This window comes from Streptomyces sp. Inha503 (assembly GCF_047215865.1).
In the GTDB taxonomy this organism is placed as follows: domain Bacteria; phylum Actinomycetota; class Actinomycetes; order Streptomycetales; family Streptomycetaceae; genus Streptomyces; species Streptomyces lycopersici.
Window position 1 is genome coordinate 5,708,503 of sequence record NZ_CP178360.1, and the last position, 22,846, is coordinate 5,731,348.

General features: G+C 71.7%; 20 protein-coding genes and 1 riboswitch. Of the genes, 8 read left to right on the forward strand and 12 right to left on the reverse strand.

Translation table 11 applies throughout. The features are described 5' to 3' along the window. Positions 1 to 2 precede the first annotated feature (2 nt). Positions 3 to 413, reverse strand: a complete 411-nt coding sequence (locus ACJX2R_RS23465; RefSeq protein ID WP_413101733.1) for a cobalamin B12-binding domain-containing protein — start codon at positions 411 to 413, stop codon at positions 3 to 5. Between the two features lie 468 nt (positions 414 to 881). Here ACJX2R_RS23465 and ACJX2R_RS23470 point away from each other — a divergent pair, with 468 nt between their 5' ends. Next, positions 882 to 1,226 carry a hypothetical protein gene (locus ACJX2R_RS23470; RefSeq protein WP_413101734.1) on the forward strand — a complete coding sequence of 115 codons (345 nt, stop codon included), beginning with the start codon at positions 882 to 884 and terminating at the stop codon, positions 1,224 to 1,226. Positions 1,227 to 1,257: 31 nt separating this feature from the next. After that, positions 1,258 to 2,949: a peptidoglycan DD-metalloendopeptidase family protein gene (locus ACJX2R_RS23475; RefSeq protein WP_413101735.1), complete on the forward strand. Its 1,692-nt coding sequence runs from the start codon at positions 1,258 to 1,260 to the stop codon at positions 2,947 to 2,949. Between the two features lie 146 nt (positions 2,950 to 3,095). On the opposite strand, the gene pcrA is transcribed toward ACJX2R_RS23475, so the two are convergent. Beyond that, positions 3,096 to 5,570: a DNA helicase PcrA gene (pcrA, locus tag ACJX2R_RS23480; protein ID WP_413101736.1), complete on the reverse strand. Its 2,475-nt coding sequence runs from the start codon at positions 5,568 to 5,570 to the stop codon at positions 3,096 to 3,098. 157 nt (positions 5,571 to 5,727) lie between these two features. After that, a riboswitch (cyclic di-AMP (ydaO/yuaA leader) is annotated at positions 5,728 to 5,914 on the forward strand. A gap of 7 nt (positions 5,915 to 5,921) precedes the next feature. Between pcrA and ACJX2R_RS23485 the strand changes: the two genes are divergently transcribed. Further along, positions 5,922 to 7,085 (forward strand): NlpC/P60 family protein, encoded by a 1,164-nt coding sequence (locus ACJX2R_RS23485; RefSeq protein WP_413101737.1) that lies wholly within the window; start codon positions 5,922 to 5,924, stop codon positions 7,083 to 7,085. Between the two features lie 140 nt (positions 7,086 to 7,225). On the opposite strand, the gene ACJX2R_RS23490 is transcribed toward ACJX2R_RS23485, so the two are convergent. Together ACJX2R_RS23490 and ACJX2R_RS23495 are read right to left on the reverse strand one after the other, a co-directional pair. After that, entirely contained in the window at positions 7,226 to 7,993 is a 768-nt protein-coding gene (locus ACJX2R_RS23490; RefSeq protein WP_413101738.1) for a L,D-transpeptidase, read from the reverse strand. A 112-nt stretch (positions 7,994 to 8,105) separates the two neighbouring features. Next, positions 8,106 to 8,459, reverse strand: a complete 354-nt coding sequence (locus tag ACJX2R_RS23495; protein ID WP_413101739.1) for a hypothetical protein — start codon at positions 8,457 to 8,459, stop codon at positions 8,106 to 8,108. Positions 8,460 to 8,808: 349 nt separating this feature from the next. On the opposite strand from ACJX2R_RS23495, the gene ACJX2R_RS23500 reads away from it, so the two are divergent. The 3 genes from ACJX2R_RS23500 to ACJX2R_RS23510 all read left to right on the forward strand — a co-directional run bounded on the left by ACJX2R_RS23500 (position 8,809) and on the right by ACJX2R_RS23510 (position 12,151). Beyond that, positions 8,809 to 9,831, forward strand: a complete 1,023-nt coding sequence (locus ACJX2R_RS23500; protein ID WP_413101740.1) for an NlpC/P60 family protein — start codon at positions 8,809 to 8,811, stop codon at positions 9,829 to 9,831. Positions 9,832 to 9,940: 109 nt separating this feature from the next. After that, positions 9,941 to 10,927, forward strand: a complete 987-nt coding sequence (locus ACJX2R_RS23505; protein ID WP_413101741.1) for a homoserine dehydrogenase — start codon at positions 9,941 to 9,943, stop codon at positions 10,925 to 10,927. A 171-nt stretch (positions 10,928 to 11,098) separates the two neighbouring features. Continuing rightward, positions 11,099 to 12,151, forward strand: a complete 1,053-nt coding sequence (locus ACJX2R_RS23510) for an SDR family NAD(P)-dependent oxidoreductase (RefSeq protein WP_413101742.1) — start codon at positions 11,099 to 11,101, stop codon at positions 12,149 to 12,151. Here the strand turns inward: ACJX2R_RS23510 and ACJX2R_RS23515 are convergent. Further along, positions 12,103 to 12,915: an SDR family NAD(P)-dependent oxidoreductase gene (locus ACJX2R_RS23515; protein WP_413101743.1), complete on the reverse strand. Its 813-nt coding sequence runs from the start codon at positions 12,913 to 12,915 to the stop codon at positions 12,103 to 12,105. The two genes, ACJX2R_RS23510 and ACJX2R_RS23515, sit on opposite strands and share 49 nt — an antisense overlap. An 87-nt stretch (positions 12,916 to 13,002) precedes the next feature. Here ACJX2R_RS23515 and ACJX2R_RS23520 point away from each other — a divergent pair, with 87 nt between their 5' ends. Then, on the forward strand, positions 13,003 to 13,854 hold the full coding sequence (locus tag ACJX2R_RS23520; protein WP_413101744.1) for a helix-turn-helix transcriptional regulator: 852 nt from the start codon (positions 13,003 to 13,005) through the stop codon (positions 13,852 to 13,854). A gap of 84 nt (positions 13,855 to 13,938) precedes the next feature. Here ACJX2R_RS23520 and ACJX2R_RS23525 read toward each other — a convergent pair whose 3' ends face one another. The 4 genes from ACJX2R_RS23525 to ACJX2R_RS23540 form a co-directional block, all read right to left on the reverse strand. After that, on the reverse strand, positions 13,939 to 14,736 hold the full coding sequence (locus ACJX2R_RS23525; protein ID WP_413101745.1) for a LuxR C-terminal-related transcriptional regulator: 798 nt from the start codon (positions 14,734 to 14,736) through the stop codon (positions 13,939 to 13,941). Continuing rightward, entirely contained in the window at positions 14,733 to 16,010 is a 1,278-nt protein-coding gene (locus ACJX2R_RS23530) for a PspC domain-containing protein (RefSeq protein WP_413101746.1), read from the reverse strand. The genes ACJX2R_RS23525 and ACJX2R_RS23530 overlap by 4 nt, the downstream gene beginning before the upstream one ends. Positions 16,011 to 16,089: 79 nt before the next feature. Then, positions 16,090 to 16,341 carry a hypothetical protein gene (locus tag ACJX2R_RS23535; protein WP_413101747.1) on the reverse strand — a complete coding sequence of 84 codons (252 nt, stop codon included), beginning with the start codon at positions 16,339 to 16,341 and terminating at the stop codon, positions 16,090 to 16,092. 110 nt (positions 16,342 to 16,451) lie between these two features. Continuing rightward, complete coding sequence (locus tag ACJX2R_RS23540) at positions 16,452 to 17,762, reverse strand: PspC domain-containing protein (protein WP_413101748.1); 1,311 nt, start codon at positions 17,760 to 17,762, stop codon at positions 16,452 to 16,454. A gap of 124 nt (positions 17,763 to 17,886) precedes the next feature. Here ACJX2R_RS23540 and ACJX2R_RS23545 point away from each other — a divergent pair, with 124 nt between their 5' ends. Beyond that, positions 17,887 to 19,779: a protein kinase domain-containing protein gene (locus tag ACJX2R_RS23545; protein WP_413101749.1), complete on the forward strand. Its 1,893-nt coding sequence runs from the start codon at positions 17,887 to 17,889 to the stop codon at positions 19,777 to 19,779. A 97-nt stretch (positions 19,780 to 19,876) separates the two neighbouring features. Here the strand turns inward: ACJX2R_RS23545 and ACJX2R_RS23550 are convergent, their stop codons facing one another. From ACJX2R_RS23550 to ACJX2R_RS23560, 3 genes are all read right to left on the reverse strand, one after another. Further along, the gene (locus tag ACJX2R_RS23550) at positions 19,877 to 20,407 is read right to left on the reverse strand and encodes a DoxX family membrane protein (RefSeq protein ID WP_371105973.1); all 531 of its coding nucleotides are present in this window, start codon (positions 20,405 to 20,407) and stop codon (positions 19,877 to 19,879) included. Positions 20,408 to 20,547: 140 nt separating this feature from the next. Further along, positions 20,548 to 21,843 (reverse strand): hypothetical protein, encoded by a 1,296-nt coding sequence (locus ACJX2R_RS23555; RefSeq protein WP_413105937.1) that lies wholly within the window; start codon positions 21,841 to 21,843, stop codon positions 20,548 to 20,550. Positions 21,844 to 21,948: 105 nt separating this feature from the next. Then, positions 21,949 to 22,746, reverse strand: coding sequence for a class II aldolase/adducin family protein (locus ACJX2R_RS23560; RefSeq protein ID WP_191068184.1), 798 nt, complete (start codon positions 22,744 to 22,746; stop codon positions 21,949 to 21,951). Positions 22,747 to 22,846: the final 100 nt, after the last annotated feature.

The following is a 22,846-nucleotide window of genomic DNA, read 5'->3' on the forward strand; positions in this document are numbered from 1 at the left end:
GGTCAGGCGACTACCGGGCGAACGTTCTTACGGACCCAGTCGACGATGGCTGTCGTGGTCGCGCCCGGAGTGAAGATCTCGGCGACGCCCTGCTCCTTGAGCGCGGGGATGTCCGCCTCGGGGATGATCCCGCCGCCGAAGACCTTGATGTCCTCCGCGTCGTGCTCCCGCAGCAGCTCCAGCACCTTGGCGAACAGGGTCATATGGGCACCGGACAGGATGGACAGCCCGATCGCGTCGGCGTCCTCCTGGATCGCGGTGTCGACGATCTGCTCGGGGGTCTGGTGGAGCCCGGTGTAGATGACCTCCATGCCCGCGTCGCGCAGTGCCCGCGCGATCACCTTCGCCCCACGGTCATGGCCGTCCAACCCCGGCTTGGCCACCACCACACGGATCGGACCGGTCACACCCATCGCAGCCTCCAACCGTCGTGCCCTTGGCCACCCCGACGTGAACGAACGTTATCCCCAGCATCCCCTACCCGGCAGTTTCGCGCCGCGCAGCGAGGGGGAAATCACACGTGGGACACGTTCGCTGAAGGCCGTACCCGTACCTGCATCCGCATCCGCATCCGCGCGGACGCCGCATACGCTCGGGCCGGCCACATCAGGGGAGCCGCAGCGGGGACCGTCGCACCGCGCAGCGCCGCCACGAGCCGCATGGCGCCGCGGTGCGACGGGCGGTCGTCCAGCGTCTCGGCGGGGACGCCCGCGTCCACACCCCGATGACGCTCGGCACCCCGCGCGGCGGCAAACACGTATCGCGCCCCCGTTGTCCGTACATCCACTCGTGCGTCAGATGTGCCCGGACTCCCCGGTGATAGCGGAGTTGCGGCAGCCTGCCCCCGATTGCCGTAGCGATTCATCGCTTTCTGGAGCGATGTGGATCAGTTGATGATCCCGAAGGAGGCGGCCCGGATAGACCATCCGGATGTGATCTCCCAGAACATCCGCGTCAACGGAATCGGACATCTCGCCCTGGCGGTGCTTTTCTCCGTGGCCGCCCGCATCCGCGAGGCCCTGAACGCCGCCGACAAGGCGTCGGCGGGCGCTTCCAGCCCGGTTCCCGAGGGTTCAGAAGCCTCGGAATTGCCGAACGTCAATCGAACATCCGGCCAAGGAAGCACGTACAGTCAGCCGAAAGACGACCAAATGCCCTTTCCCGAGATGCTCAAAACTCACGGAAGATTGTCGCTGCCGCGTACTGCCGGGTACAGTCGCCGCTAATTCTCCTGCAGCCGAGGCGAAAGAGAAGTTGGTGGTGAACGACCGTCACCCGTCGGGGGCCTCTCCGACCGTCCCCGATCCCGACGCCTCGTATCCGTACGGCGAGGCCTACGGTCAGCGTCAGGACACAGCGCACGGCTACGTCGGGTACGACGGGTATGACGGGTACTCCACCGGCAACTTCGCCCACCTGGCCACCGCCTACGGCGACGGCGACCCGCTCTACGGCGACAGCGATCCGCTCTTCGGCGCGCTTCCGGGCGCGTACGACGACGGGCAGGGCGCCCACAGCGGTCAGTACGACGCCTCGCAGTGGACCACGGCCGACCAGCACCACCAGACCGGGTCGTACGCCACCGGCCACTACGACCTGGGCCACGGCACCGGCCACCACGACACCGGCCACTACGACACGGCCGCCCATTACGACTCCGGCGCCTACGACACCACCGCCATGTGGGCCGCCTCCGGCTATCACCTGCCGACCGGCATCCCCGCCCAGCAGGACGCCGACACCGGCGCCCAGTGGGACATCGCCGCCTGGGACACGGGCGCCACCGCCCACACCGAGCTGCCGGATCAGTGGGACCACGGCGCGGGGGGCGCGGGAAGCGCGGGGTACGAGGCCGAGGCGTACACCTCGGGCGTGGACACCGGTCAGACCCAGGTCTGGGACACCTCCGTCTACGGGACCGTGGACGAGGCGCGGTACGACCACTCGGGGCTGAACCAGCCGGGACTCGACCAGCCCGAGCACGAGCCCAACGCCTACGACCAGACGGCCGTCTTCGACCAGGCCGTCATCCCCGACCAGGCCGTCATCCCCGAGCAGCCCGGCGCGTTCGAGCACACCGCCGTCTTCGAGCCGGTCAACGAGCCCGACCAGCCGTACGACCCCGGCCCCGAAGCGGAACCTGAACCCGGGGCGGCGGTCATGCGGGAATCCGCCCCCTCCCCTCGCCGGGAGGTGAACCGCGGCCGCCGCCGTACCCCCTCGTCCCGCCCCAAGCGTTCCGCGCTCCTCACCGTCGCCGTCCCCTCCGTCTGCGCCCTGGGTGTCACCGCCGTGGCCGCCGCCTCGGTCAGCGGTGTGGGAAGCGACAAGAAGGACGAGTCCACCACTCAGGCCGCCTCCGACAACGCGCCCCCCGTGAAGCCCTCCGTCGCCAACAGCAAGCTGGACTCCCAGCTCGCCGGGGTCCGCGAGGACGCCGACGACTTCCGCGACCGCACCAGCCGCGCCCAGGAGCGGATCGACCTCCAGGCGCGCCAAGCCGCCGAGAAGAAGCGCAAGGCCGCCGAGGCGGCGCGCAAGGAAGCGCTGCGGCCGAAGTTCGCGCTGCCCGTCGCCCAGCACGGCCTGAGCGCCCAGTTCGGCCAGGCCGGTATCAACTGGATGTCGGTGCACACCGGCATCGACTTCCCGGTGAGCTACGGGACGCCCGTGATGGCCGCCACCGACGGCACCGTAAAGACGCAGTGGAACGACGCCTACGGCAATATGGTCGTTCTGACCAGCCCGGATGGCACCGAGACCTGGTACTGCCACCTCAGCAGCGCCAAGATCCGCTCAGGGACCGTCAAGGCCGGGGAGACCATCGCGTACTCCGGGAACTCCGGTAACTCCACCGGCCCGCATCTGCACTTCGAGGTCCACCCCGGCGGCGGCGCGGCCATCGACCCGCTGCCCTGGCTGCGCGGCAAGGGCCTCGACCCGACCTGATCCGGGGCCACCGCGCGGCGCGCCACCGCCGCGCCACGTCACCCACCGCCGCGGCGCGCCACCGCCGCGCCACGTCACCCACCGCCGCGTCGCGCCACCGCCGCGCCACGCCCCGCCGCGCGACGCCCGTACGGCCTGCGCCCCCGCTACAGCTTCTCCACCGGTGCGTACCGCAGCAGCAGCCGCTTCGGCTTCTCGTCGCCGAAGTCGATCGTCGCCTCCGCGTTGTCCCCACTCCCCTTGACCGCCACCACCGTGCCGAGCCCGAACGAGTCATGGGTGACCCGGTCGCCGATGGCCAGGGCGACCACCGGGCGCTCCTTGGCCCGCCTGGTGGCGAACCCGCTGCCCCCGGTACGCGAACGCGACGTCGACAGACCGGACGACAGCCCCGACGGCGGGGTGGAGGCGATGCCGCCCATGGACGCGGACGGGGTGGCGGGCCCGGTGCGCCGCCAGCGCACATACTGGTCCGGGATCTCCTCCAGGAAGCGGGACGGCGGGTTGTACGCGGGCTGTCCCCAGGCGCTGCGCATCGTCGAGCGGGTCAGATAGAGCCGCTCGCGGGCCCGGGTGATCCCGACATAGGCCAGCCGCCGCTCCTCCTCCAGCTCCTTGGTCTGGCCGAGCGCCCGCATATGCGGGAAGACGCCGTCCTCCATGCCGCTGAGGAAGACGACCGGGAACTCCAGCCCCTTCGCCGTGTGCAGGGTCATCAGCGTGATCACGCCGGAGCCCTCGGTGTCCTCGTCGGGGATCTGGTCGGAGTCGGCGACGAGCGCGACCTGCTCCAGGAAGTCCGCGAGGGTGCCGGGGTTCTCCTCGCCGCGGTCCTGCTCGAACTCCAGGGCCACGGCGGCGAGCTCCTGGAGGTTCTCGATCCGGGTCTCGTCCTGCGGATCGGTGGACGCCTGGAGCTCGGCCAGATAGCCGGTGCGCTCCAGCACCGCCTCCAGGACGGTGGCCGGGCCCGCCCCGGACTCCACGATGGTGTGCAGCTCCTCCATGAGCGTGTTGAACCGCTTGACGGCGTTGGCCGAGCGGGCCGCCATGCCGTACGCCTCGTCGACCCGGCGCAGCGCCTGCGGGAAGGTGATCTTCTCGCGCAGCGACAGCGCGTCGATCATGGCCTCCGCGCGCTCGCCGATGCCGCGCTTGGGCACGTTCAGGATCCGGCGGAGCGGGACGGAGTCCTCGGGGTTGGCCAGCACCCGCAGATACGCGAGGACGTCCCGGACCTCCTTGCGCTCGTAGAAGCGCACCCCGCCGACGACCTTGTACGGCAGCCCGACGCGGATGAAGACCTCTTCGAAGACACGGGACTGGGCGTTGGTGCGGTAGAAGACCGCCACGTCCCCGGCCTTGGCGTCGCCCGCGTCCGTCAGCCGGTCGATCTCGTCGGCGACGAACTGGGCCTCGTCGTGCTCGGTGTCGGCCACATAGCCGGTGATCTCGGCCCCGGCGCCGGCGTCCGTCCACAGGTTCTTCGGGCGGCGGTTCTCATTGCGCTCGATGACCGCGTTGGCAGCGCTCAGGATGGTCTGGGTCGAGCGGTAGTTCTGCTCGAGGAGGATCGTCCGCGCGGTGGGGTAGTCCTCCTCGAACTGGAGGATGTTACGGATCGTGGCGCCCCGGAAGGCGTAGATCGACTGGTCGGCGTCGCCCACCACGCACAGCTCGGCGGCCGTGGTCTCCTCGGTGTCGGTGCCCACCAGCTCGCGCACGAGTGTGTACTGCGCGTGGTTGGTGTCCTGGTACTCGTCCACCAGGACGTGCCGGAAGCGGCGGCGGTAGTGCTCGGCGACGTCCGGGAACGCCTGGAGCAGATTGACCGTGGTCATGATGATGTCGTCGAAGTCCAGCGCGTTGGCCTCGCGAAGCCGCGCCTGGTACATCACATACGCCTCGGCCAGCGACTTCTCGAATCCGTCCGAGGCCTGCCCGGTGAAGGTCTCCTCGTCGATCAGCTCGTTCTTGAGGTTGGAGATCTTGGCGCTGAAGGACTTCGGCGGGAACCGCTTGGGGTCGAGGTCCAGATCCCGGCAGACCAGCGCCATCAGCCGCTTGGAGTCGGCCGCGTCATAGATCGAGAACGACGAGGTGAAGCCCAGCTTCTTCGACTCCCGGCGCAGGATGCGGACGCAGGCGCTGTGGAAGGTGGACACCCACATGGCGTTGGCCCGCGGGCCGACGAGCTCCTCGACGCGCTCCTTCATCTCGCCCGCCGCCTTGTTGGTGAAGGTGATGGCGAGGATCTGGCCGGGGTGGGTACCGCGGGCGCCGAGCAGATAGGCGATGCGATGGGTGAGCACCCGGGTCTTGCCGGAGCCGGCGCCCGCGACGATCAGCAGCGGCGAGCCGGTGTGCTCCACGGCGGCCCTCTGCTGCTCGTTCAACCCCTCGAGCAGGGCGGACGGGTCCACGGCGGGCCGGGCCGCGCCGTCCCGGTAGTGGGCCTCCCGGGGCACGGGCGCGTCGAAATCGCCGCTGAAGAGGTGATGCGGGACGTCCTCGGCGCCACCGTGGCCAGGGTGCGCCGAATCCTCGGGCGGCGGTGGCCGCTCCTCGTCCGGAGATGGCCCGAGGTCCGCCAGGAAGCTGTCGTCAAAGAGGCTGCTCATCGCTCCCCGAGTCTAGGCCGCCCCACTGACAGCCGACGTCCGAACATCACGAAACGGTTTCGGGCAAAACGGCCACCAGTCTTCACAGGAGCCCCACGTGTTGGCTACCGTCCTGCGTCAGGCGGCCCGGAAGATCCGTCGGCGAACCACGTCGGCACGGGCGCCTCCGCCGAGTCCGGTGCGCCGTGAGGCGTCCGGAGCCGGGGACCCAACAACGCAAGACCGGGGTGAATCGGCCCGAAACGGTACGGCACACACGGTGCCGCCCGGACCCGGCCGTAGGGCAACCTTCCGTACCGCCCGAACCCGACAGCTAACCCGGTAGGCGGTCCACGGAAGGAGTCGCCTCCCTTGGCGTCGCACCGCAAGCCGCGGAGCCGAATACCCGGCCCGCTCACGGGTCACAGCCGCCGTACGGCCGTCGGGTTCACCACTGCCGCCCTCGCATCCGTCACCCTCCTCTCCCAGTCGGCCAACGCCGCGCCCGCCGATCCCAAGCCGGCCGCCCAGTCGATCGAGAAGGTGAAGGAGAAGGTCGACACCCTCTACCACCAGGCGGAGACCGCCACCCAGCGCTACAACGCCGCCAAGGAACGCACCGACCAGCAGCGGGCCAAGGTCGACAAGCTGCTGGACTCCGTCGCCAAGCGCACCGAGAAGCTCAACGAGGCGCGGCGCATGCTCGGCACCTACGCCGCCGCCCAGTACCGCGACGGCGGAATGGCCCGCTCCGCCGCCACCCTGCTGTTCTCCAACGACCCGCAGGACGTCTTCGACCAGTCGCATCTGATCGACCGGATGACCGGCCGGCAGAAGCAGGCCGTCGACGACTTCCAGAAGCAGCGGGTGAAGACCGCCAAGGAGCGCGGTAAGGCCAGCGAGAGCCTCGCCTCGCTGACCGCGTCCCAGAAGCAGCTGAAGGTCCAGAAGAAGACCGTCCAGGACAAGCTGACCGAGGCCCGGCGGCTGCTGGCGAATCTGACCGCCAAGGAGAAGGCGCGGCTGGCGGCGATCGAGAAGAAGAAGGCGGAAGAGGCCCGCCGTAAGGCCGCCGAGCTGGCCGAGAAGCAGCGGCAGGAGGCCGCCGCGCGCGAGAAGCAGCAGGAGCAGAACGCGGGTGGCTCCGGTTCGACGTCGCCCTCCACGCCCTCTGCCCCGGCCAACAGCTCCAAGGCGGCCCAGGCCATCGCCTTCGCCAAGGCGCAGCTCGGCAAGCCGTACGTCTGGGGCGCCACCGGGCCCAGCTCCTTCGACTGCTCCGGGCTGACGCAGGCGGCCTGGAAGTCCGCCGGGATCTCGCTGCCGCGCACCACCTGGGACCAGGTGAAGGCCGGTACGCGCGTCTCGACGTCCCAACTCCACCCGGGCGATCTCGTCTTCTTCTACGACGACATCAGCCATGTCGGCCTCTACATCGGCGACGGGATGATGATCCACGCGCCGAAGCCGGGCGATGTGGTGAAGAAGGCGCCGATCACGGAGATGCCGATCTACGGAAGCGTGCGGCCCTCGTAGGGCCCCTGATCGCGACGATGCCGCTGCCGGGGCCGGACCCCGGGCAGCGGCATCGCCATCAGCTCAGCGGCGCCGTCAGCGCCTGACGGCGCCGTCAGTGGCTCTCGGCGCCGTCAGCGCCCCTGGACGCCATCAGTGGCTCAGGTGCCGGGCTTGCGCCCGTAGACGTACACGTCATCGCCGTTCTTCAGCAGGCTCCAGTACTTCTTGGCGTCGCCCTTACGCATGTTGACGCAGCCATGGGAGCCGGGCGGGGACCATACGCTGCCGGCGATCGAGTGAAACGCCTGGCCGCCGTCGAAGAACTGGCTGTACGGCATGGCGACCTTGTAGAGCGTCGACCAGTGGTTGATGTTCCGCCAGTAGACCCTCTTCAGCCCGGTGCGGGTCTCGAAGCCGTCCCGCCCTGACCGCACCGGCACCGGTCCGTAGACCAGCCGGGAGCCGTCCTGGACCCAGCTCAGCTGGCGGGTGAGGTCCACGCAGGCGATACGGCCCCTGTTGGTGGGGCACTTCTTCGCCGCGTTCGGATTGTGCCCGGCGGCCTTCTGGGCGCTGATGAGGCTCATCACGCCCGAGGTGATCGGGCCCGCGTAGCCGATCGTCGGGCTGATGCCGTGGCCGATCTGGAACTTCTGGATCGCGAGACAGTCCGCCCGCGACTGCCGCCCGTCCACGGGACGGCCCAGGAACCGCTCGGCCTGCTTCTGGTACGGCCCCGCGGTGGTCGTGCACGACGACGCGGCCATGCTCACCGGTGTCACCGTGCCGGCCGACCGGCCCAGTGGCCGCGCCTGAGCCTGCGCCGGACCGGCGACGGCCACCGCGAGCGGCACCGCCATCCCCGCCAGCCCCAGCGCGACGCCCATGCGCCGCCTATGACTTCTTACTGCCCCCACTACCCCCATTGGCCACTCCTCTCGACTGCCTCGCTCATTACTAAGACAGCTCGCGAGTGCAAACGGTTGCCTCGGGATCGTGTCGCGATTGCCTTGGGATTACCCCCAGAACACTCGTTCGTCAGGTCCACAGCACGGCGATGAAGATGTTTGCCGTTGTCAAGGCACCCACCGCGCCGAAGGCGGCCGACTCTACCTTCTCCTCGTCGCGCTTCACATAGACCAGGCCGAGGATTACGACCAATAGCGCCAGCTTTATACCTATTTTGACGTTATTGACGCTGTTGTCGTCCGCCTGGTTGAGCCCGACCAGCGCCACACCGGTCACCAGCATGGTCAGCGCGCCGTGCAGCATCGCCGGGATCATCCGGGCCTCGCCCGCGCGCGCGGCTTTGAGCTGCGAGAAGAAGCCACCGAGCAGCGCGCCGATGCCGACGATGTGGAGGCCGACGAACACGTGAATGAGTACGTCCATGGCTCCGGAGACTAGCCGCGCGCATATCATCGCCCGGCACTCGGGTGGGGCCCTATCGCCGCTTCGATCACGGCCGCCCCACACTTCCGACCTCCCCACTCGCGGGGCGATCAGCAGCCGTCACGGGACCGACGAAATCCGTGCACTCCCGTTCAATCCCCCGCATGACCCCCGCTTTCCGGCCTAGCTTCCTCCTCCAGGTGGCAGTCCGCTTCCCGTCAACCGAGGGTCCCCGCCTCATGGCGGACTGCCACCTGCCCGTCCGCTCCCCACAAGGGTCCAGGATCCGCCGAATGTCCTGGATTGCCCGAACTGGAATTGCCCAAGAAAGACCAGGTGAACCGCCGCAGTGGCGTCGCACAGGAAGCCCAAGCAGCGCTCGCTCACCAGCAGCACCGCCCGCGCGGCCGCGCTCCTCGCCCTCACCGGCGCCGCGTCCGCCACCCTCCTCGACGGCACCGGGCACGCCGAGAACCGCCTCACCCCCGCTCAGGTGAGGGCGAAGGTCGACGCGTACCAGCGGGAGGCCGAGGAGGCCACCGAGAAGTACAACGGCGCGAGGGAGAAGGCCGACAAGGCCCGCCGGACGCTGGAGGCGCTGCGCGACCAGGCCGCCCGCCGCACCACCCGGCTCAACACCGCGCGCAACGCCCTCGGGGCCTTCGCCACCGCCCAGTACCGCTCGGGGACGATCGCCCCGGCCCTCCAGCTCGCCCTGTCCTCCTCCCCCGACCAGTACCTTCAGCGCGCCTCGCTCGCCGAGCGCGCGGGGAGCCGCCAGGCCGCCCTGATCGCCACGATCGGCCGCCAGGAGCGGAAATTACGCCAGGTCCGCGGCGAGGCGGCCGACCGCCTCGCCGCTCTGCGCGCCTCCCGGACGGCCGCCGCCCACCACAAGCGGACCGTCCAGGAGAAGCTCGCCGCCGCCGATCGCCTCCTCGGCCGGCTGACCCTCGAGCAGCGGCAGCGCCTGCTGGCGGCGCGGGGCGGCGACAAGGCCGCCGGCTCCCTCGCCCCCGCCGAGGGCCGCGCCGCCCGCGCCGTCTCCTACGCGTACGCGGCCCTCGGCAAGCCGTACGTATGGGGCGCCACCGGTCCCCACGGCTATGACTGCTCCGGGCTCACCCAGGCCGCCTGGCACGCCGCCGGGGTCGCCCTGCCCCGCACCACCTACACCCAGATCAACGCCGGACAGCGCGTCAGCCGCGATCAACTGGCCCCCGGCGACCTGGTCTTCTTCTACTCCGGCATCAGCCATGTCGGCCTCTACATCGGCGGCGGCCGCATGATCCACGCCCCGCACCCCGGGGCCCCGGTCCGGTTGGCCTCCGTGGCGGACATGCCCTTCGCGGGGGCATCCCGCCCGGCGTAGCGGTCCCGGACGGCGTCCCGCCCGGTAGCGGTACCCGGTCCCGACCTGGTGGCACAAGCCCGATCTGATGGCACAAGCCCGGCCTGGTGGCACAAGGCAGACTGGCCGCATGTCACGCGAAGCCGAAGTCGGGCCCGAACCCTCCGTCGTGCTGTCGGGGTACGGCCCGGTGGGCCGGGCCTACGCCGAGCGGCTGATCGGCGGCGCGCTGCCGCTGCGGCTCGCCGCCGTGCGCACCAGCGCGGCCGAGGGGCTGCCGCCGGAGCCGCGCACCGGCTGGGGCCCGCTGCCGCCGCTCGCCGAGACCCTGGAGCGTACGGGGGCGGTGGTGCTGGCCCAGGCCGTGCCGTCGTCCCCGGCGGTGCGCGAACAGGCCGCCGCGGACGCGCTGTCGGCCCTGCGCCAAGGGGTCCATGTGGTGACCGCCACCAAGAGCCATCTGCTCAGCCACTGGGGCGAGCTGGGCCGGGCGGCGGCCGAGGGCGGCAGCCGCATCCGGATCTCGGGCGCCACCGGAGCCGCCCTCCCCACCGCCGACCTCGCGCGGATCGGGGTACGCGGCCTCGGCTGCCGTACGCTGCGCGCCTGCCCCAACGGCACCGCCACCTTCGTCCTGGACCGGCTGGCGGACGGCGGCGTGCTGGACGACGCGGTCGCGGAGGCCCAGCGACGCGGTATCGCCGAGGCCGACCCGACGGCCGATCTCTCCGGTGCCGACGCGGCCGTGAAGGTACGGCTGTTGGCGGCGCTGCTGTGGGGGTGGGACGCGACGGCCGTAAGGACGGAGGCGGGCCCGGGGATCGACGCCGGGACGGCGGAGGCGGCCCGTACGGCCGCCGCGCGGGGCCGCCGTCTGCGGTCGGTCGCGACCGCGACCGCCGATGAACCGCTCATCGTCCGCGTCGCGTTGGAGGAGACGGAACCGGGCGACCCGCTGCACGCCCTCAAGGGCCCCGAGAAGGCCGCCGTCTACGGCTGCCCCGACGCCGGCGACATCACGGTGAGCGGCGGCCGCTCCAGCCCCCTGGGCGCGGCGCTCGCCATGGTGAAGGACACGCTGGACGTGGCGGGGCCGGTGGGTTCCGGGTTCGCCTGAGCGGCGATCTGTCGGCGGGGTGCCGGGGGTGACGGCGCTCTGTCGGCGAGGTACGGGGGATGACGGCGCTCTGTCGGCGGGGCGTCGGTGACGACCGTAAGGCTGATACGCGTTCAGCGTGAGCCCCATTGGGCACCGTCCCCGCCCTCACGAACGCAAAGGAGCCCCCGTATGCCTTCCACGGCCCCGACCGAACCCTCGACCGGATCCCCGGCCGGATCCCCGGCCGAGCCCTCGACCGAGCGGTGGGACGTCCACAGCCTTCCCCGGGCCGACGGAAAGACCTTTCTGGTGACCGGAGGCAACGCGGGGATCGGTTACTTCGTCGCCGAACAGCTCGCCGGTACGGGAGCCACCGTCGTCCTCGGCAGCCGGGACCCGGGCCGGGCGGACGCCGCCGTGTCCTCGATCCGCTCCCGGGTCCCCGACGCCCGGGTGCGTCATATCCGGCTGGACCTCGCCGATCTCCCGTCGCTCGAAGCCTCCGCGGAAGCGCTGGGGTTGGACCGTCTGGACGCGGTCGTCCACAACGCCGGGGTGAAGTTCGACCAGCCGCCGCGCCGAGAGACCGGGGACGGCCATGAGGCGATGTTCGGCATCAACCACCTCGGGCACTTCGCGCTGACCCACTGGCTGGCCCCACTGCTCGCGGCCGCCCCCGAGGGCCGCGTCATCACCACGGGCAGCTTCGCGGCCATGTCCGAACGGCTGGACCTCGACGACCTCGAGAGCACCCGGGACTACGAGCCAGAGCGCACCTATGGGCGCTCGAAACTGGCCCAGATGCTCTTCGGTTTCGAACTCGACCGACGGCTGAGGGCGGTCGGCAGCACGGTGCGGAGCGTGGTCACCCACCCCGGCGGCGCGCTCGACTCCCTCACCCCGTCCCGCCCACCCCTGCACGTCCGTACACCCGCCGAACGGCTGCGGGGCCTGCCCGCCGGAATCCTCGTCCAGGGCAAGGACGCGGCCGCCTGGCCCGCCGTACGAGCGGTCCTCGACCCGTCCATCACCGGCGGCGAACTATGGACCCCCCGCCACTTCGCCCTCCGCGGCACCCCCCGCCGCCGCCCCGTCCGAGGTCATCTCGCGGACGCGGACGTCGCGGCCCGCCTGTGGTCGGCAAGCCGCGACCTGACGGGACTCGAACCGCGGTTCGGCCCCGGCCCGCGGTCTCAGGCCCGGGTGCCGCCGTCCACGCGGAGGACCACGCCCGTCACATAAGAAGCGCGATCGCTGAGGAGCCAGGCCGCGGCTTGGGCGATCTCGTCGGGGGCGGCGGCGCGGCGGAGTGGGGCGTGGGTGGTGATGCGGTCGACGATGCCGGGGGACTCCTCCTCCCATTCGCGGATCATCTCGGTGAGGGTGGCGCCGGGCGCGATGGCGTTGACGCGGATGCCCTTCGGGCCGTACGTGACGGCGGCGGACTCGGTGAGGCTGTTGACCGCGCGCTTCATGGCGCCGTAGGCGGGGAGTTCGGGGTTGCCCATGAGGCTGCCGACGCTGGAGTTGTTGACGATGGCGCCGGTTCCGGCGGTGGCGCGGATGGCGGCGACCTCGGCGTTCATGGCCAGCCAGGGGCCCCGGAGGTTGACGGCGTAGACGTGGTCGAAGTCGGCCTGCGGCAGCTGGTCCATCGGGCCCGGCTGCTGGATCGTCGCACCGTTGTTGAAGGCCACGTCGAGCCTGCCGTACAGCTCCACGGCCCGGTCGACGGCGGCGCGGACGCTCGTCGCGTCGGCCAGGTCGCACACCACGTGATCGGCGGTGCCGCCGGCCGCGCGGATCTCCTCGGTGACCGTCTTGAGCTGGGCCTCCGTACGGGCCGCCAGCAGCACCCGGGCGCCCTCCCGGGCGAAGAGGCGGGCCGCGGCCGCGCCGATGCCGCGTCCGGCGCCGGTGATGAAGGCGACCTTGCCGGCCAGGAGGCCGGCGGCCGGGGTGAGGGGCGAGGTGTCCAGGGGGGTGGTGTTCGGTGTGTCGTTCATGCTTCCGAGGCTGCTGCGGGCGCCGGGGCCCAACCAGGCACCGGCTGTACCTGGCTGAGCCTCCGGCCGTCCGCGCACACTGAAGGCGTGGACAGACGAGAGCTGGCGGCGTTCCTGCGCAGCCGACGTGAGCGGATCACCCCCGCCGACGTGGGGCTGCCCGCCGGGACGCGGCGCCGGACGCCGGGGCTGCGGCGCGAGGAGGTGGCGCAGCTGGCGTTCATCTCGACCGAGTACTACACCCGGCTGGAGCAGGCCCGCGCCCCGCGCCCGTCCCGCGAGGTGCTGACCGGGCTGGCCCGCGCCCTGCGGCTGGGCGATATCGAGCGCGAACATCTGCACCATCTCGCGGGCGCCCCGCCGGGCCCGCCGCCCGGGCCCTCCCGCGAGGTGCGGCCGAGCATCGCGAACCTGCTGCGGCGGCTGCCGAACGCGGCGGCGATCGTGCTCTCCGCGACATACGAGGTGATCGCCTGGAACGATCTGGCCGCCGCCCTCATGGAGGACTTCTCCGCCCTCTCGCGCCGCGACCGCAACTTCGTCCGCCGCGCCTTCCTCGGGCCGCACCGGGACGGGCGGCGGCTGTACGGGGTGTCGGACGCGGACGAGTTCGCCCAGACCTCGGCCCAGGGGCTGCGCGCCGCGGCCGCCCGCTACCCGGACGACCCCGAGGTGACCGAGCTGGTGGCCGAGCTGCGTGCGGGCAGCGAGGAGTTCGCCCGGCTGTGGGACTCCCACGATGTGTCCGCCAAGCCCATCCTGTGCAAGACGCTGCACCATCCGCTCGTCGGTCCCATCACCGTCAACTGCGATGTGCTGGACATCGCCGACCGGGATCAGCGGGTGATCATCTACACCGCCGACCCCGGCTCACCGGCCGAGGAGGCGCTGCGGCTGCTGTCGGTCGTCGGCACGCAGCGGATGGGGGCGCCGGGCTGAGCCGCCGCGCCGTCCGTCCTGTTCCCGTTCCTGCTCTTGTCGCGCTTTCCGCTTCCCGCTTGGGTCGCTTCCCGCTTCCCGGGCTCAGACCAGGCGGCGGGCCGTCGCCCAGCGGGTCAGCTCATGCCGGTTGGAGAGCTGGAGCTTGCGGAGCACCGCCGAGACATGGCTCTCGACCGTCTTCACCGAGATGAACAGCTGCTTGGCGATCTCCTTGTACGCGTAACCGCGCGCGATCAGGCGCAGCACCTCGCGCTCGCGCTGGGTGAGCCGGTCCAGGTCCTCGTCCACGGGCGGGGCGTCGGTGGAGGCGAAGGCGTCGAGGACGAAACCGGCGAGGCGCGGGGAGAAGACCGCGTCGCCCTCGGAGACCCTGAAGATCGCGTCCACGAGGTCGGTGCCGGTGATGGTCTTGGTGACATAGCCGCGGGCGCCGCCGCGGATGACGCCGATGACGTCCTCGGCGGCGTCCGAGACGGACAGCGCCAGGAAGCGCACCGGGCGGTCCGGGTCGGCCATCAGCGAGGCGCTGCGGCGCAGCACCTCGACGCCGCCCCCGCCGGGGAGGTGGACATCGAGCAGGACGACCTCGGGGCGGGTCGCGGTGATCACGGTCACGGCCTGGTCGACATCGGCCGCCTCGCCGACCACCTCGACACCGGTCCGGGCCGTCTCCCCGATCTCGGCCTGCACCCCGGTGCGGAACATGCGGTGGTCGTCCACGAGCACCACGCGCACCCGCCGCGCCACCTCGGCGTCGTCCGCCCCGGAGCCCCCAGGGCCCCCGGAGCCCCCGGCTCCCGCCGGGCCGGGCGCCGCGCCGGGCACACCCTGCGCCCCGGGGCCGCTCGTCGCGTTCGTACCGCCCGTAGCGTCGGTCATGTCGTCGCCGCCCTCTCCATCTCCAGCTCCACTTCCGTGCCCCCGTCCGGCGCGGATCTCAGCCGCGCCGTGCCGCCGTTCCGCTGCATCCGGCCGATGATCGACTCGCGTACGCCCATCCGGTCCTCCGGCACCGCGTCCACGTCGAAGCCGGGGCCGCGGTCGCGCACGGAGATGAACACCGTGGCCCCCTCGACCTCGGCGAAGACCTGGACGGCCCCGCCGTCGCCACCGTACTTGGCCGCGTTGACCATCGCCTCGCGCGCCGCCTGTATCTGTGCGCCCAGTTTCTCGTCCAGGGGGCAGTCGCCGACCACCACCACCTCGATCGGGACGCCGTGGTGGTCCTCGACCTCCGCCGCCGTCTTCTTCACCGCCTCCGCGAGGGTGTCCGGCTCCTCGGCCTCGTCCTTGCCGGTGCCCTCCGGCCGGTAGAGCCACGCGCGCAGCTCCCGCTCCTGGGCACGGGCGAGGCGGGCCACCTCGCGGGGGTCCTCCGCGCTGCGCTGGATCAGGGTGAGGGTGTGCAGCACGGAGTCATGGACGTGGGCCGCCACCTCCGCCCGCTCCTGCGCGCGGATGCGCATCAGCCGCTCCTCGGAGAGATCCTGCGTCATCCGCACCACATACGGGCCCACCAGCAGCGCGATGCCGACAAGGACGGCCAGGGCCGCCTGGAGCACGGCCCCCAGATGCTTGGCCGAGCCCTGGAGGACGACGATCCCGGACACCCCGGCGGCGACCAGCACCACCCCCGAGGCGCCACGGGCCAGCGGCAGGACCCGCTTGCTGCGGCTGAGCTCGACCCACTGGGCGCGGCGGGCGTTGTCCGCCTGGCGCCAGAAGAGGGCGACGCCCGCGCCGATGAGGAGGAGCGGCCAGATATAGGTGTTGGCGCGGCCCAGCTGGAAGCCCTGGACGAAGATCCCCATGCCGATGAAGAGGGCGACCAGGGCGATGATCTGGCCCCGCTCCGGCCTGCGGGTCAGGATCCGGCGGCGGCCGTCGGGGCCCACGGCGGTGAGCGGGCGCCCGGCGGTCGTCTCCACGCCGCCGACGCCGAGCGGGACGATGAACCAGAAGAGCGCGTAGACGAGCGCGCCGAACCCCTCCGCCATGAACAGCGCGATGAAGACGATCCGCACCCAGGCGACCGGCAACCCGAGATGGCCCGCGAGCCCGCGCGCCACACCGCCGAGGAGGCGGCCTTCGGCACTGCGGTAGAGCTTGCGCGGGGGTGGCTCGGGGGCCGTGGGGGGCACTGCGGCGGTCATGGCTCGATCGTCACACGCCCGGCCGACAACGGGCATCAGGGTCGCCCCTGATCGTTCCCCGACCCGGGCCCGGGGCCCCTCAGTCGTCCGGCGTCGCCCTGCCCGACCGGCGGCGGAACGCGTACGTGAGGGCCGAGGTCAGGGCCGCGACGCAGAGGCCGCACAGGAGGGCCGGGAGGGCGATCTCCGGGCGGACGTCCCACTCCCCGGCCGCGTCCATCCCGTACGCGGCGGCCACGCCCAGGATCACCAGCCCGGCCACCAGCCTGCCCGGCTCGAACGGATGGCGGGTCCGGTCGGGGCCCGCGTGCCCCAGCCAGTGACCACGCATGTGGTCGGACCGATGCCCGAACCGACCACCGAACCGGCGCCCGACCCCGTGGTCAGCCCCATGCCCGACCCCGTGGTCGAACCGCTGCCCAAACGAACGTGAACGGCGCCTCATGAGCGCTTCACCTCCACCGCGCCCAGCCCCATCTCCAGCTTCAGCGAGACCGTGCCCTCGGCCTTACCGCCGCCCACCGGCTCCAGGGTGAGCTTGCGCTCCCGGTCCGGGCCGATGTCGACGTTGTGCTTGTCCCGCTTCTGGCCCGGCAGCCAGATGTCGCCGATCCCGACCTCGATGTCCAGCCTCACCCGGGCGTCGCGCGGGACCGTCACGGCCAGTTTGCCCGCGCCCATCTCGACCCGGCTGGAGACGGAGCTGCCCGCTTTCAGGGGCAGCCGGTCCAGCTTCAACTCCGCGACGCCGCCGCCCAGCTCATAGCCGTCGCGCAGCGACGCCACCGAGGTCGGGGCCCAGGTGCGGCGGGCCCAGTCGGGGGTGACGGCATCGGGGAGGGCGGCCGCGCCCGCCAGCAGGGCGCTCGTCAGCAGCGCGAGGAACACCGTGCCGCCACCGGCCCGCCCCCAGCGGGAGCTGATGACGAGGGCGAGCCCGAAGACGCCCAGCGCGCAGGCGAACCCGATCTCGAGGCTGGTGCCCAGCGGCCGCGAGGACCACCCCGCCCGCGCCCCCACCACGGCGGCGGCGACCGCCACCAGGAAGGCCCAGCCGCCGATCGAGGCCCGGTCCGGCACCCGGTGGGCCCGCTCCGCCTTCGCCTCCCGCTTGTCGTACGGGCCGTCGTCCGGCCCCCACAGATAGCCGGTCCGCGACCCGGCCCCGGTGCCGAGCGGCCCGGTCGTACCGTCCTTGACGATCGGGTCACGCCACCAGGAGGGGCCGGGGCCGCCGCGCGTGGGCGGCGCCTTGGTCTCGGGCGGCGCGTCGGCGACGGCCTGGGCCGTGGCCGCGTCCACCGCGCCCACGCTCTCCGCCTGCCGCCGGTGGTGCGACCAATAGCCCGCACCGGCCGCCGCGAGGGCGAGCATGAACGAGAAGTACATGACGCCGCCGTTGTTGAGCATCGACAGGAAGAGCCCACAACCCACCAGCGCCACCAGCACCGCCGTCAGCCCAGGGCCCTCGACCCGGCCCGAGAGCAGTCTGCGCCCCTCGTTCTCGTCCTCGCCGTGGAACGGGATCAGCAGCCAGCAGAACCCGTACACGATCAGACCGAGGCCGCCCGCGACGGCCAGCACCGACAGCACCACCCGGAAGATCACCGGGTCCAGATCGCAGTAGCGGCCGAGCCCTCCGCAGACCCCCGAGATCACCTTATGGTCACGACTGCGCCGAAGGGGCGTCTGTGACAGGCGGGAACCGGACGCGGCCTCAGCCTCGTCCGCCACGGTGGGTGCTTCGGTCATGCGTCCATGGTGACAACAGGGCCGTACTCGCGACATCCGGCATGCCCCTAGGTCTTCCCTGAGATCTCCCCGGGGGTGACGGCGGCTATCGTGTCGCATCGAACGTGTGCGGGAGGGGAGAGCGGTGTCGGACGAAGGCCACCTGATAGCCGGACGTTACCGCCTGGTCGAGAAGATCGGCCGTGGTGGCATGGGCGAGGTGTGGCGCGCGGAGGACGAACTGCTGGGCCGCCAGGTCGCGGTCAAGCAGCTCTACGTCTCTCCGCACCTAGCCGATGACGAGCTGACGACCCTGCACGAACGCACCCGCCGCGAGGCGCGCAGCGCGGCCCGCATCACCCACCCCAACGTGGTCGTGGTCCATGACGTGGTGGACCACCAGGGACTGCCGTGCATCGTCATGGAGTACGTGCCCTCCACAACCCTCGCCGACCTGCTGAAGGACGGCGGACGCGTCTCGCCCGACGAGGCCGCCCGCATCGGCCGCGGCATGATCGCCGCACTGCGCGCCGCGCACGCGGCCGGGGTGCTGCACCGGGACGTCAAGCCCGGCAATGTGCTGCTCGGCCCCGAAGGCCGGGTCGTACTCACGGACTTCGGCATCGCCATGGCCACCGGCACCTCGACGCTGACCAAGACAGGCGAGGTCGTCGGCTCCATCGACTACATCGCGCCCGAGCGGGTCAGGGGCCGCAAGCCCGGCCCCGCGTCTGACCTCTGGGCGCTGGGGGCGACGCTCTATCAGGCGGTCGAGGGGCGGCCGCCGTTCCGCAAGGCCACGGCGATCGAGACGGGTTACGCGATCGCCGTCGATCCGCTGGACCCGCCCAAACGGGCGGGCGCGCTGACCCCGTTGATCGAGAGCCTGCTGGCCAAGGAGCCGGAGCTGCGGCCCACGGCCGAGGAGACCGAACGGGCGCTGCGGCTCCCGGCGTCGGAGCCCGAGACGACATCGCTACAGACCTCGCCGCTCGATACGACCACCAAGAATCCGCCGATCGACGCGACCATGAACCTCTCGACGCGGCGGGAGCCCGGTACGGGCACGGACCGGACCACGAGCACGGACCGGACCACGGGCACGGACGCGCACGCCGCGCCGAACGCGCCCACGACACCGACCCCGTATCAACACACGACCCACACACCGAGCACTCCGCACAACGCGACGAGCGCTCCGCACAACCCGCTGAACGCTTCCCACACTCCGAGCACACCGCACGCGCCGGACCCACGGCTTCCCTCGCACCCCCCGGGCACCGGGAACACGCCCGGCTCTCAGCACACCCCGCCCACCGCCACGCCGTTCACCGCCTCGACGCCGTCCATGACCGCCCAGACGCCGGTGCCCCCGCCCGCCCCCGCTCCGGTCCGCAAGAGCCGTAAGGCGGTGTGGACCGCCGCGGCGACCTCCCTCGCGGTCGTGGCCGTGGCGGGCGGCGTCTATCTGTACGGCCTCGACCACGACAACGGCGGGGGGAACGGCGGGGGATCCTCCGCCACGGGCAACCCGTCGGCCTCCCCGACCAAGCCGTACAACCCGCCGTCCGGCTACCACATCGTCACCGAGAAGAAGTTCGGCTTCTCCCTCCCCATCCCCGACGGCTGGACCCGCCAGGAGCAGAACGACCCCGACGGCAACACGGTCGACCGCACCCAGGAGGTCCGCTACCTCGACCCCAACGGGCTGGCCGGTTTCAGGATCAACGTCCTGGACTTCGCCTCCGGCGACCAGGTCCAGCACTTCGAGGACCTCGAGGTCGCGTTCAAGGACAAGAGGGAGTACCCGATCTACGAGCGGCTGCGGCTCCAGGAGACGAAGTACCAGGGCATGCCCGCGGCGATCTGGGAGTTCAAATTCCGCGGCGAGGTCCGGATGTTCCGCGCGATCGACCTCGGCTTCGGCAACGAGGGCGACAAGGAGTACGCGATCTACCTGAGCGCCCCGGACGCGGACTGGAGCACCTACCGGCCGATCTTCGACGAGGTACGGGACGGCTTCCGCATCATCAAATGACGGGGCAGGGCCCGGCGGCACGCCCCGCGTGAAGAGGCGCGCCCCCGGGGAAGAGACGCGCCCCGGGAAGAGACGCGCCTCCCGTGAGAGCCGCGAGCTATGTGAAGAGCTGCGAGCCCTGCCGGCGCCGGCGCCGGGAGATGACGACGTCCAGGGAGAGATACGGCGCCCCGGCCAGCACCAGCGGCAGCCACGCCATCAGATAGGCCAGGTCGTTGCCGTAGTAGTACGGGTCCGACTGCCAGCTGACGGTGAGCCACAGGCTCAGCGAGATCAGCGCGCCGCCGAAGGCGGCCAGGCGGGAGAGGAGGCCCACCAGAACGCCGAGGCCGACGGCCAGTTCGCCGTAGGCCATCGCGTACCCGAAGGCGGTGGGGTCCTTGAGGGCCTGGTCGACCAGCCAGGGCACGGCCGAGCTGTCCCGCACCTGGCGCATCAGCTCGCCGATCGAGCCCGAGCCCGAGTCGGACAGGAAGGCCGAGTCGGTGAGCTTGTCGATTCCGGCGTAGACGAAGGTGACGCCGAGGAAGATCCGCAGCGGCAGCAGGGCGTAACGGCCGGCGGTGGCTCTGATCCCCACGGGCTGCTGCTGCCCGCCTATGCCGCTCACGCCACCCATCCCGCCCATACCGTGCACGCTCCCGCCGCTGCCCGCCGTACCCGAACCGGCCATACGATCCGCGTGTCTCATGCCGCCCGCCTCTCCCGTCGCACCGCCGTTTGGTTGCGTGTTCGACGAAACCATACGGAGCGGCCGGCCGGAACGACTCAGTCCATAACATCGATGGGATAGCGGTTGGTCTCCGCCCCCGAGGCCGTCACGACCTGCACATCCACCCGGCCCGGCTCCACGTCCACCGGGACCGGCACGGTGAGCGCGGTGTCCGTGGGGCTGCTGAAGCCCCCGGCCACCGGAACCAGCGGAACATGGACGTGCACCGCGCCGATGCGGACGACCAGCTTGGCCAGCCGGTCCGGGTCCTGGGCGCCAGGCGGGACGAAGCCGCTGCCGCGGATCTCGATGTCGTCGCCGGTGCGGATCGGGGCGTCGCGGTCGATGGCCCCCGCCTCGGGGAGGGCCCTTACGACGGACAGCACGGTCGGGCGGCCGCCCTCCGCGTACTTCCCGGTCAGGTACATCACCACCGACACGGCCGCCAGCAGCGCCAGGCCCCACGGCACGTCGGGCAGCCGCCACGGCTCGCGGGCGAGGCGGACCGCGGTGAAGGCGAGGGCCACGGTGTGGACGACGATGTACTGCACATCGGCGAAGCTGCCGCGGCCCGCGTCGTCGGTCAGCAGATCGGCGGCGCGCGGGCGCACGGCCCGCACCTTCTGGAGCCGCTGCGCCCGCACCCGGGCCGCCACGACGAGCCGTGCCAGCACCGCGGCCACACACGTCAGCGCGGCGACCGTGAGGAGCCCGGCGGTGCGGCCGAGGGCGAGCCCGTCGGTCAGCCGCTGCCGGTCGCCGGGGGCCACCGCCAGCTCGACGCCGAGCACCAGCACCGCGAAGACCGCGATCAGCAGCCAGGCGGCGGCGACGGTACGGGAGGTGGAGAGGCGGTTGTCCTCGCCGACGAGCGGGGCGAGCGGACCGCCGTCCGCGCGGTGCAGCCGGGCGGTGAGGGTGAGCAGCGCGGCGGTGATCACGGCGGCGGTGAGCCCGGCCGTCCGCGCCACCGACCAGCCCGCGCCGATCGCCGTGGCCAACTGGCCGATCAGCAGCGCCCCGGCCGCGCCCCACACCACGAACACCGTGCGCAGCCACACCCGGTGGCGCCAGGCCGAGGTCTCGGCGCGGCCGCTGTCGGCCACCGAACGGGCCGCGTGGGCCAGCTCGTCCGAGACCCACTGCCGGGACGCCCCGGCCGAGTGGACCAGAGCCTTGGGAAGCCCCTCTCCGGCCGCGAAACGCTCCCGTAGGGCCACGAACGTGGCCACGGCCCTCCGGTGGCCCTCACGGGCCCCCTGAGGGCATTCACAGCCCTTGTGGCCGTGCGGGTGCCCATGAGGGTGCTGTCCTTCTGCCGTCGTGGCGTTCTCCGCCTGCTCCACCGCCACGCGGGTCGCTCCGTCGTTCACTCGTTCCGTACGGGACCGCGGGTTCGCACGGCACCGCCCAACTGACATGTGTTGAGAGGGGATTGTGCCGCACCGCAGAGGGTGTCAGCTCAGCAGGTCCGGCTCATCGCGGGTGATCTGCAAATACAGAGGTTGATAGTTGATCCACGCCACAAGATCGTTTCCCAGCTGCTCACGCGTCCGCATCGCGTCGGCGTAGTCGATGGGCACCGGCCTGCCCGAGGCCTTCGCGGTCAGCTGCACCTGGGCGGCCCGCTCCATCGTGATGAACCACCACGCGGCCGCGTCGACCGAGTCCCCGACCGTCAGCAGACCGCGATTGCGCAGGATGAGGGCCTTGTGGCCGCCGAGCGCGGCGGCGATGGCGCGCCCCTCGTCCTCGTCCACGACGACCCCCGTGGTGCCCCCGTAGACCGCGTGGTCCTCGAAGAACGCGCAGACCTCCTGGGTGATCGGCTCCAGCGGCTCACCGAGCGCGGCCAGCGCGCGGCCGTGCACCGAGCGGCTGTGCGCGACGGCCACGACGTCCGGCCGCGCCTGATGCACGGAAGAGTGAACGACGAAGGCCGCCTGGTTGACGTGGGCGCGCCCCTCGACCACCTGGCCCGCCTGATTGACGAGGAGCAGATCGCTCACGGTGATGTGGCCGAAGGGCATGCCGAACGGATTCACCCAGTAGCAGTCGGTGAACTCCGGGTCCCGCACGGTGATGTGACCCGCGACCCCCTCCTCGTACCCGAACCGCCCGAACAGGCGCAGCGCCGCCGCAAGCCGCTCCTTGCGATAACGGCGCTCGTCATGGGGCGAGGCGTGCTGCGGGGGCATGGTGAACCGCAGCTGGTCGGTCGGTATCGGGGTGGGGGTCTGCGGCTGGTTCGTCATCGGCAGCTCCGCTCCTCTGGTGTGCTGGAGCGGAAGCTACCTCCGGGTATCGCAGGAGGCCAGAGTCAGGACGGTCCGGGGCGGGCCGCAGCGCGGACCG

What these genes read in the sequence shown, in the direction of transcription:
- ACJX2R_RS23550 (WP_371105973.1), bottom strand. Translation starts at nt 20,407, where the DNA reads ATGGGCGGGATGGGTGGCGTGAGCGGCATAGGCGGGCAGCAGCAGCCC.
- ACJX2R_RS23525 (WP_413101745.1), bottom strand. Translation starts at nt 14,736, where the DNA reads ATGACCGACGCTACGGGCGGTACGAACGCGACGAGCGGCCCCGGGGCG.
- ACJX2R_RS23560 (WP_191068184.1), bottom strand. Translation starts at nt 22,746, where the DNA reads ATGACGAACCAGCCGCAGACCCCCACCCCGATACCGACCGACCAGCTG.
- ACJX2R_RS23515 (WP_413101743.1), bottom strand. Translation starts at nt 12,915, where the DNA reads ATGAACGACACACCGAACACCACCCCCCTGGACACCTCGCCCCTCACC.
- ACJX2R_RS23490 (WP_413101738.1), bottom strand. Translation starts at nt 7,993, where the DNA reads ATGGGGGTAGTGGGGGCAGTAAGAAGTCATAGGCGGCGCATGGGCGTC.
- ACJX2R_RS23510 (WP_413101742.1), top strand. Translation starts at nt 11,099, where the DNA reads ATGCCTTCCACGGCCCCGACCGAACCCTCGACCGGATCCCCGGCCGGA.
- ACJX2R_RS23530 (WP_413101746.1), bottom strand. Translation starts at nt 16,010, where the DNA reads ATGACCGCCGCAGTGCCCCCCACGGCCCCCGAGCCACCCCCGCGCAAG.
- ACJX2R_RS23540 (WP_413101748.1), bottom strand. Translation starts at nt 17,762, where the DNA reads ATGACCGAAGCACCCACCGTGGCGGACGAGGCTGAGGCCGCGTCCGGT.
- ACJX2R_RS23535 (WP_413101747.1), bottom strand. Translation starts at nt 16,341, where the DNA reads ATGCGTGGTCACTGGCTGGGGCACGCGGGCCCCGACCGGACCCGCCAT.
- ACJX2R_RS23505 (WP_413101741.1), top strand. Translation starts at nt 9,941, where the DNA reads ATGTCACGCGAAGCCGAAGTCGGGCCCGAACCCTCCGTCGTGCTGTCG.
- ACJX2R_RS23495 (WP_413101739.1), bottom strand. Translation starts at nt 8,459, where the DNA reads ATGGACGTACTCATTCACGTGTTCGTCGGCCTCCACATCGTCGGCATC.
- ACJX2R_RS23465 (WP_413101733.1), bottom strand. Translation starts at nt 413, where the DNA reads ATGGGTGTGACCGGTCCGATCCGTGTGGTGGTGGCCAAGCCGGGGTTG.
- pcrA (WP_413101736.1), bottom strand. Translation starts at nt 5,570, where the DNA reads ATGAGCAGCCTCTTTGACGACAGCTTCCTGGCGGACCTCGGGCCATCT.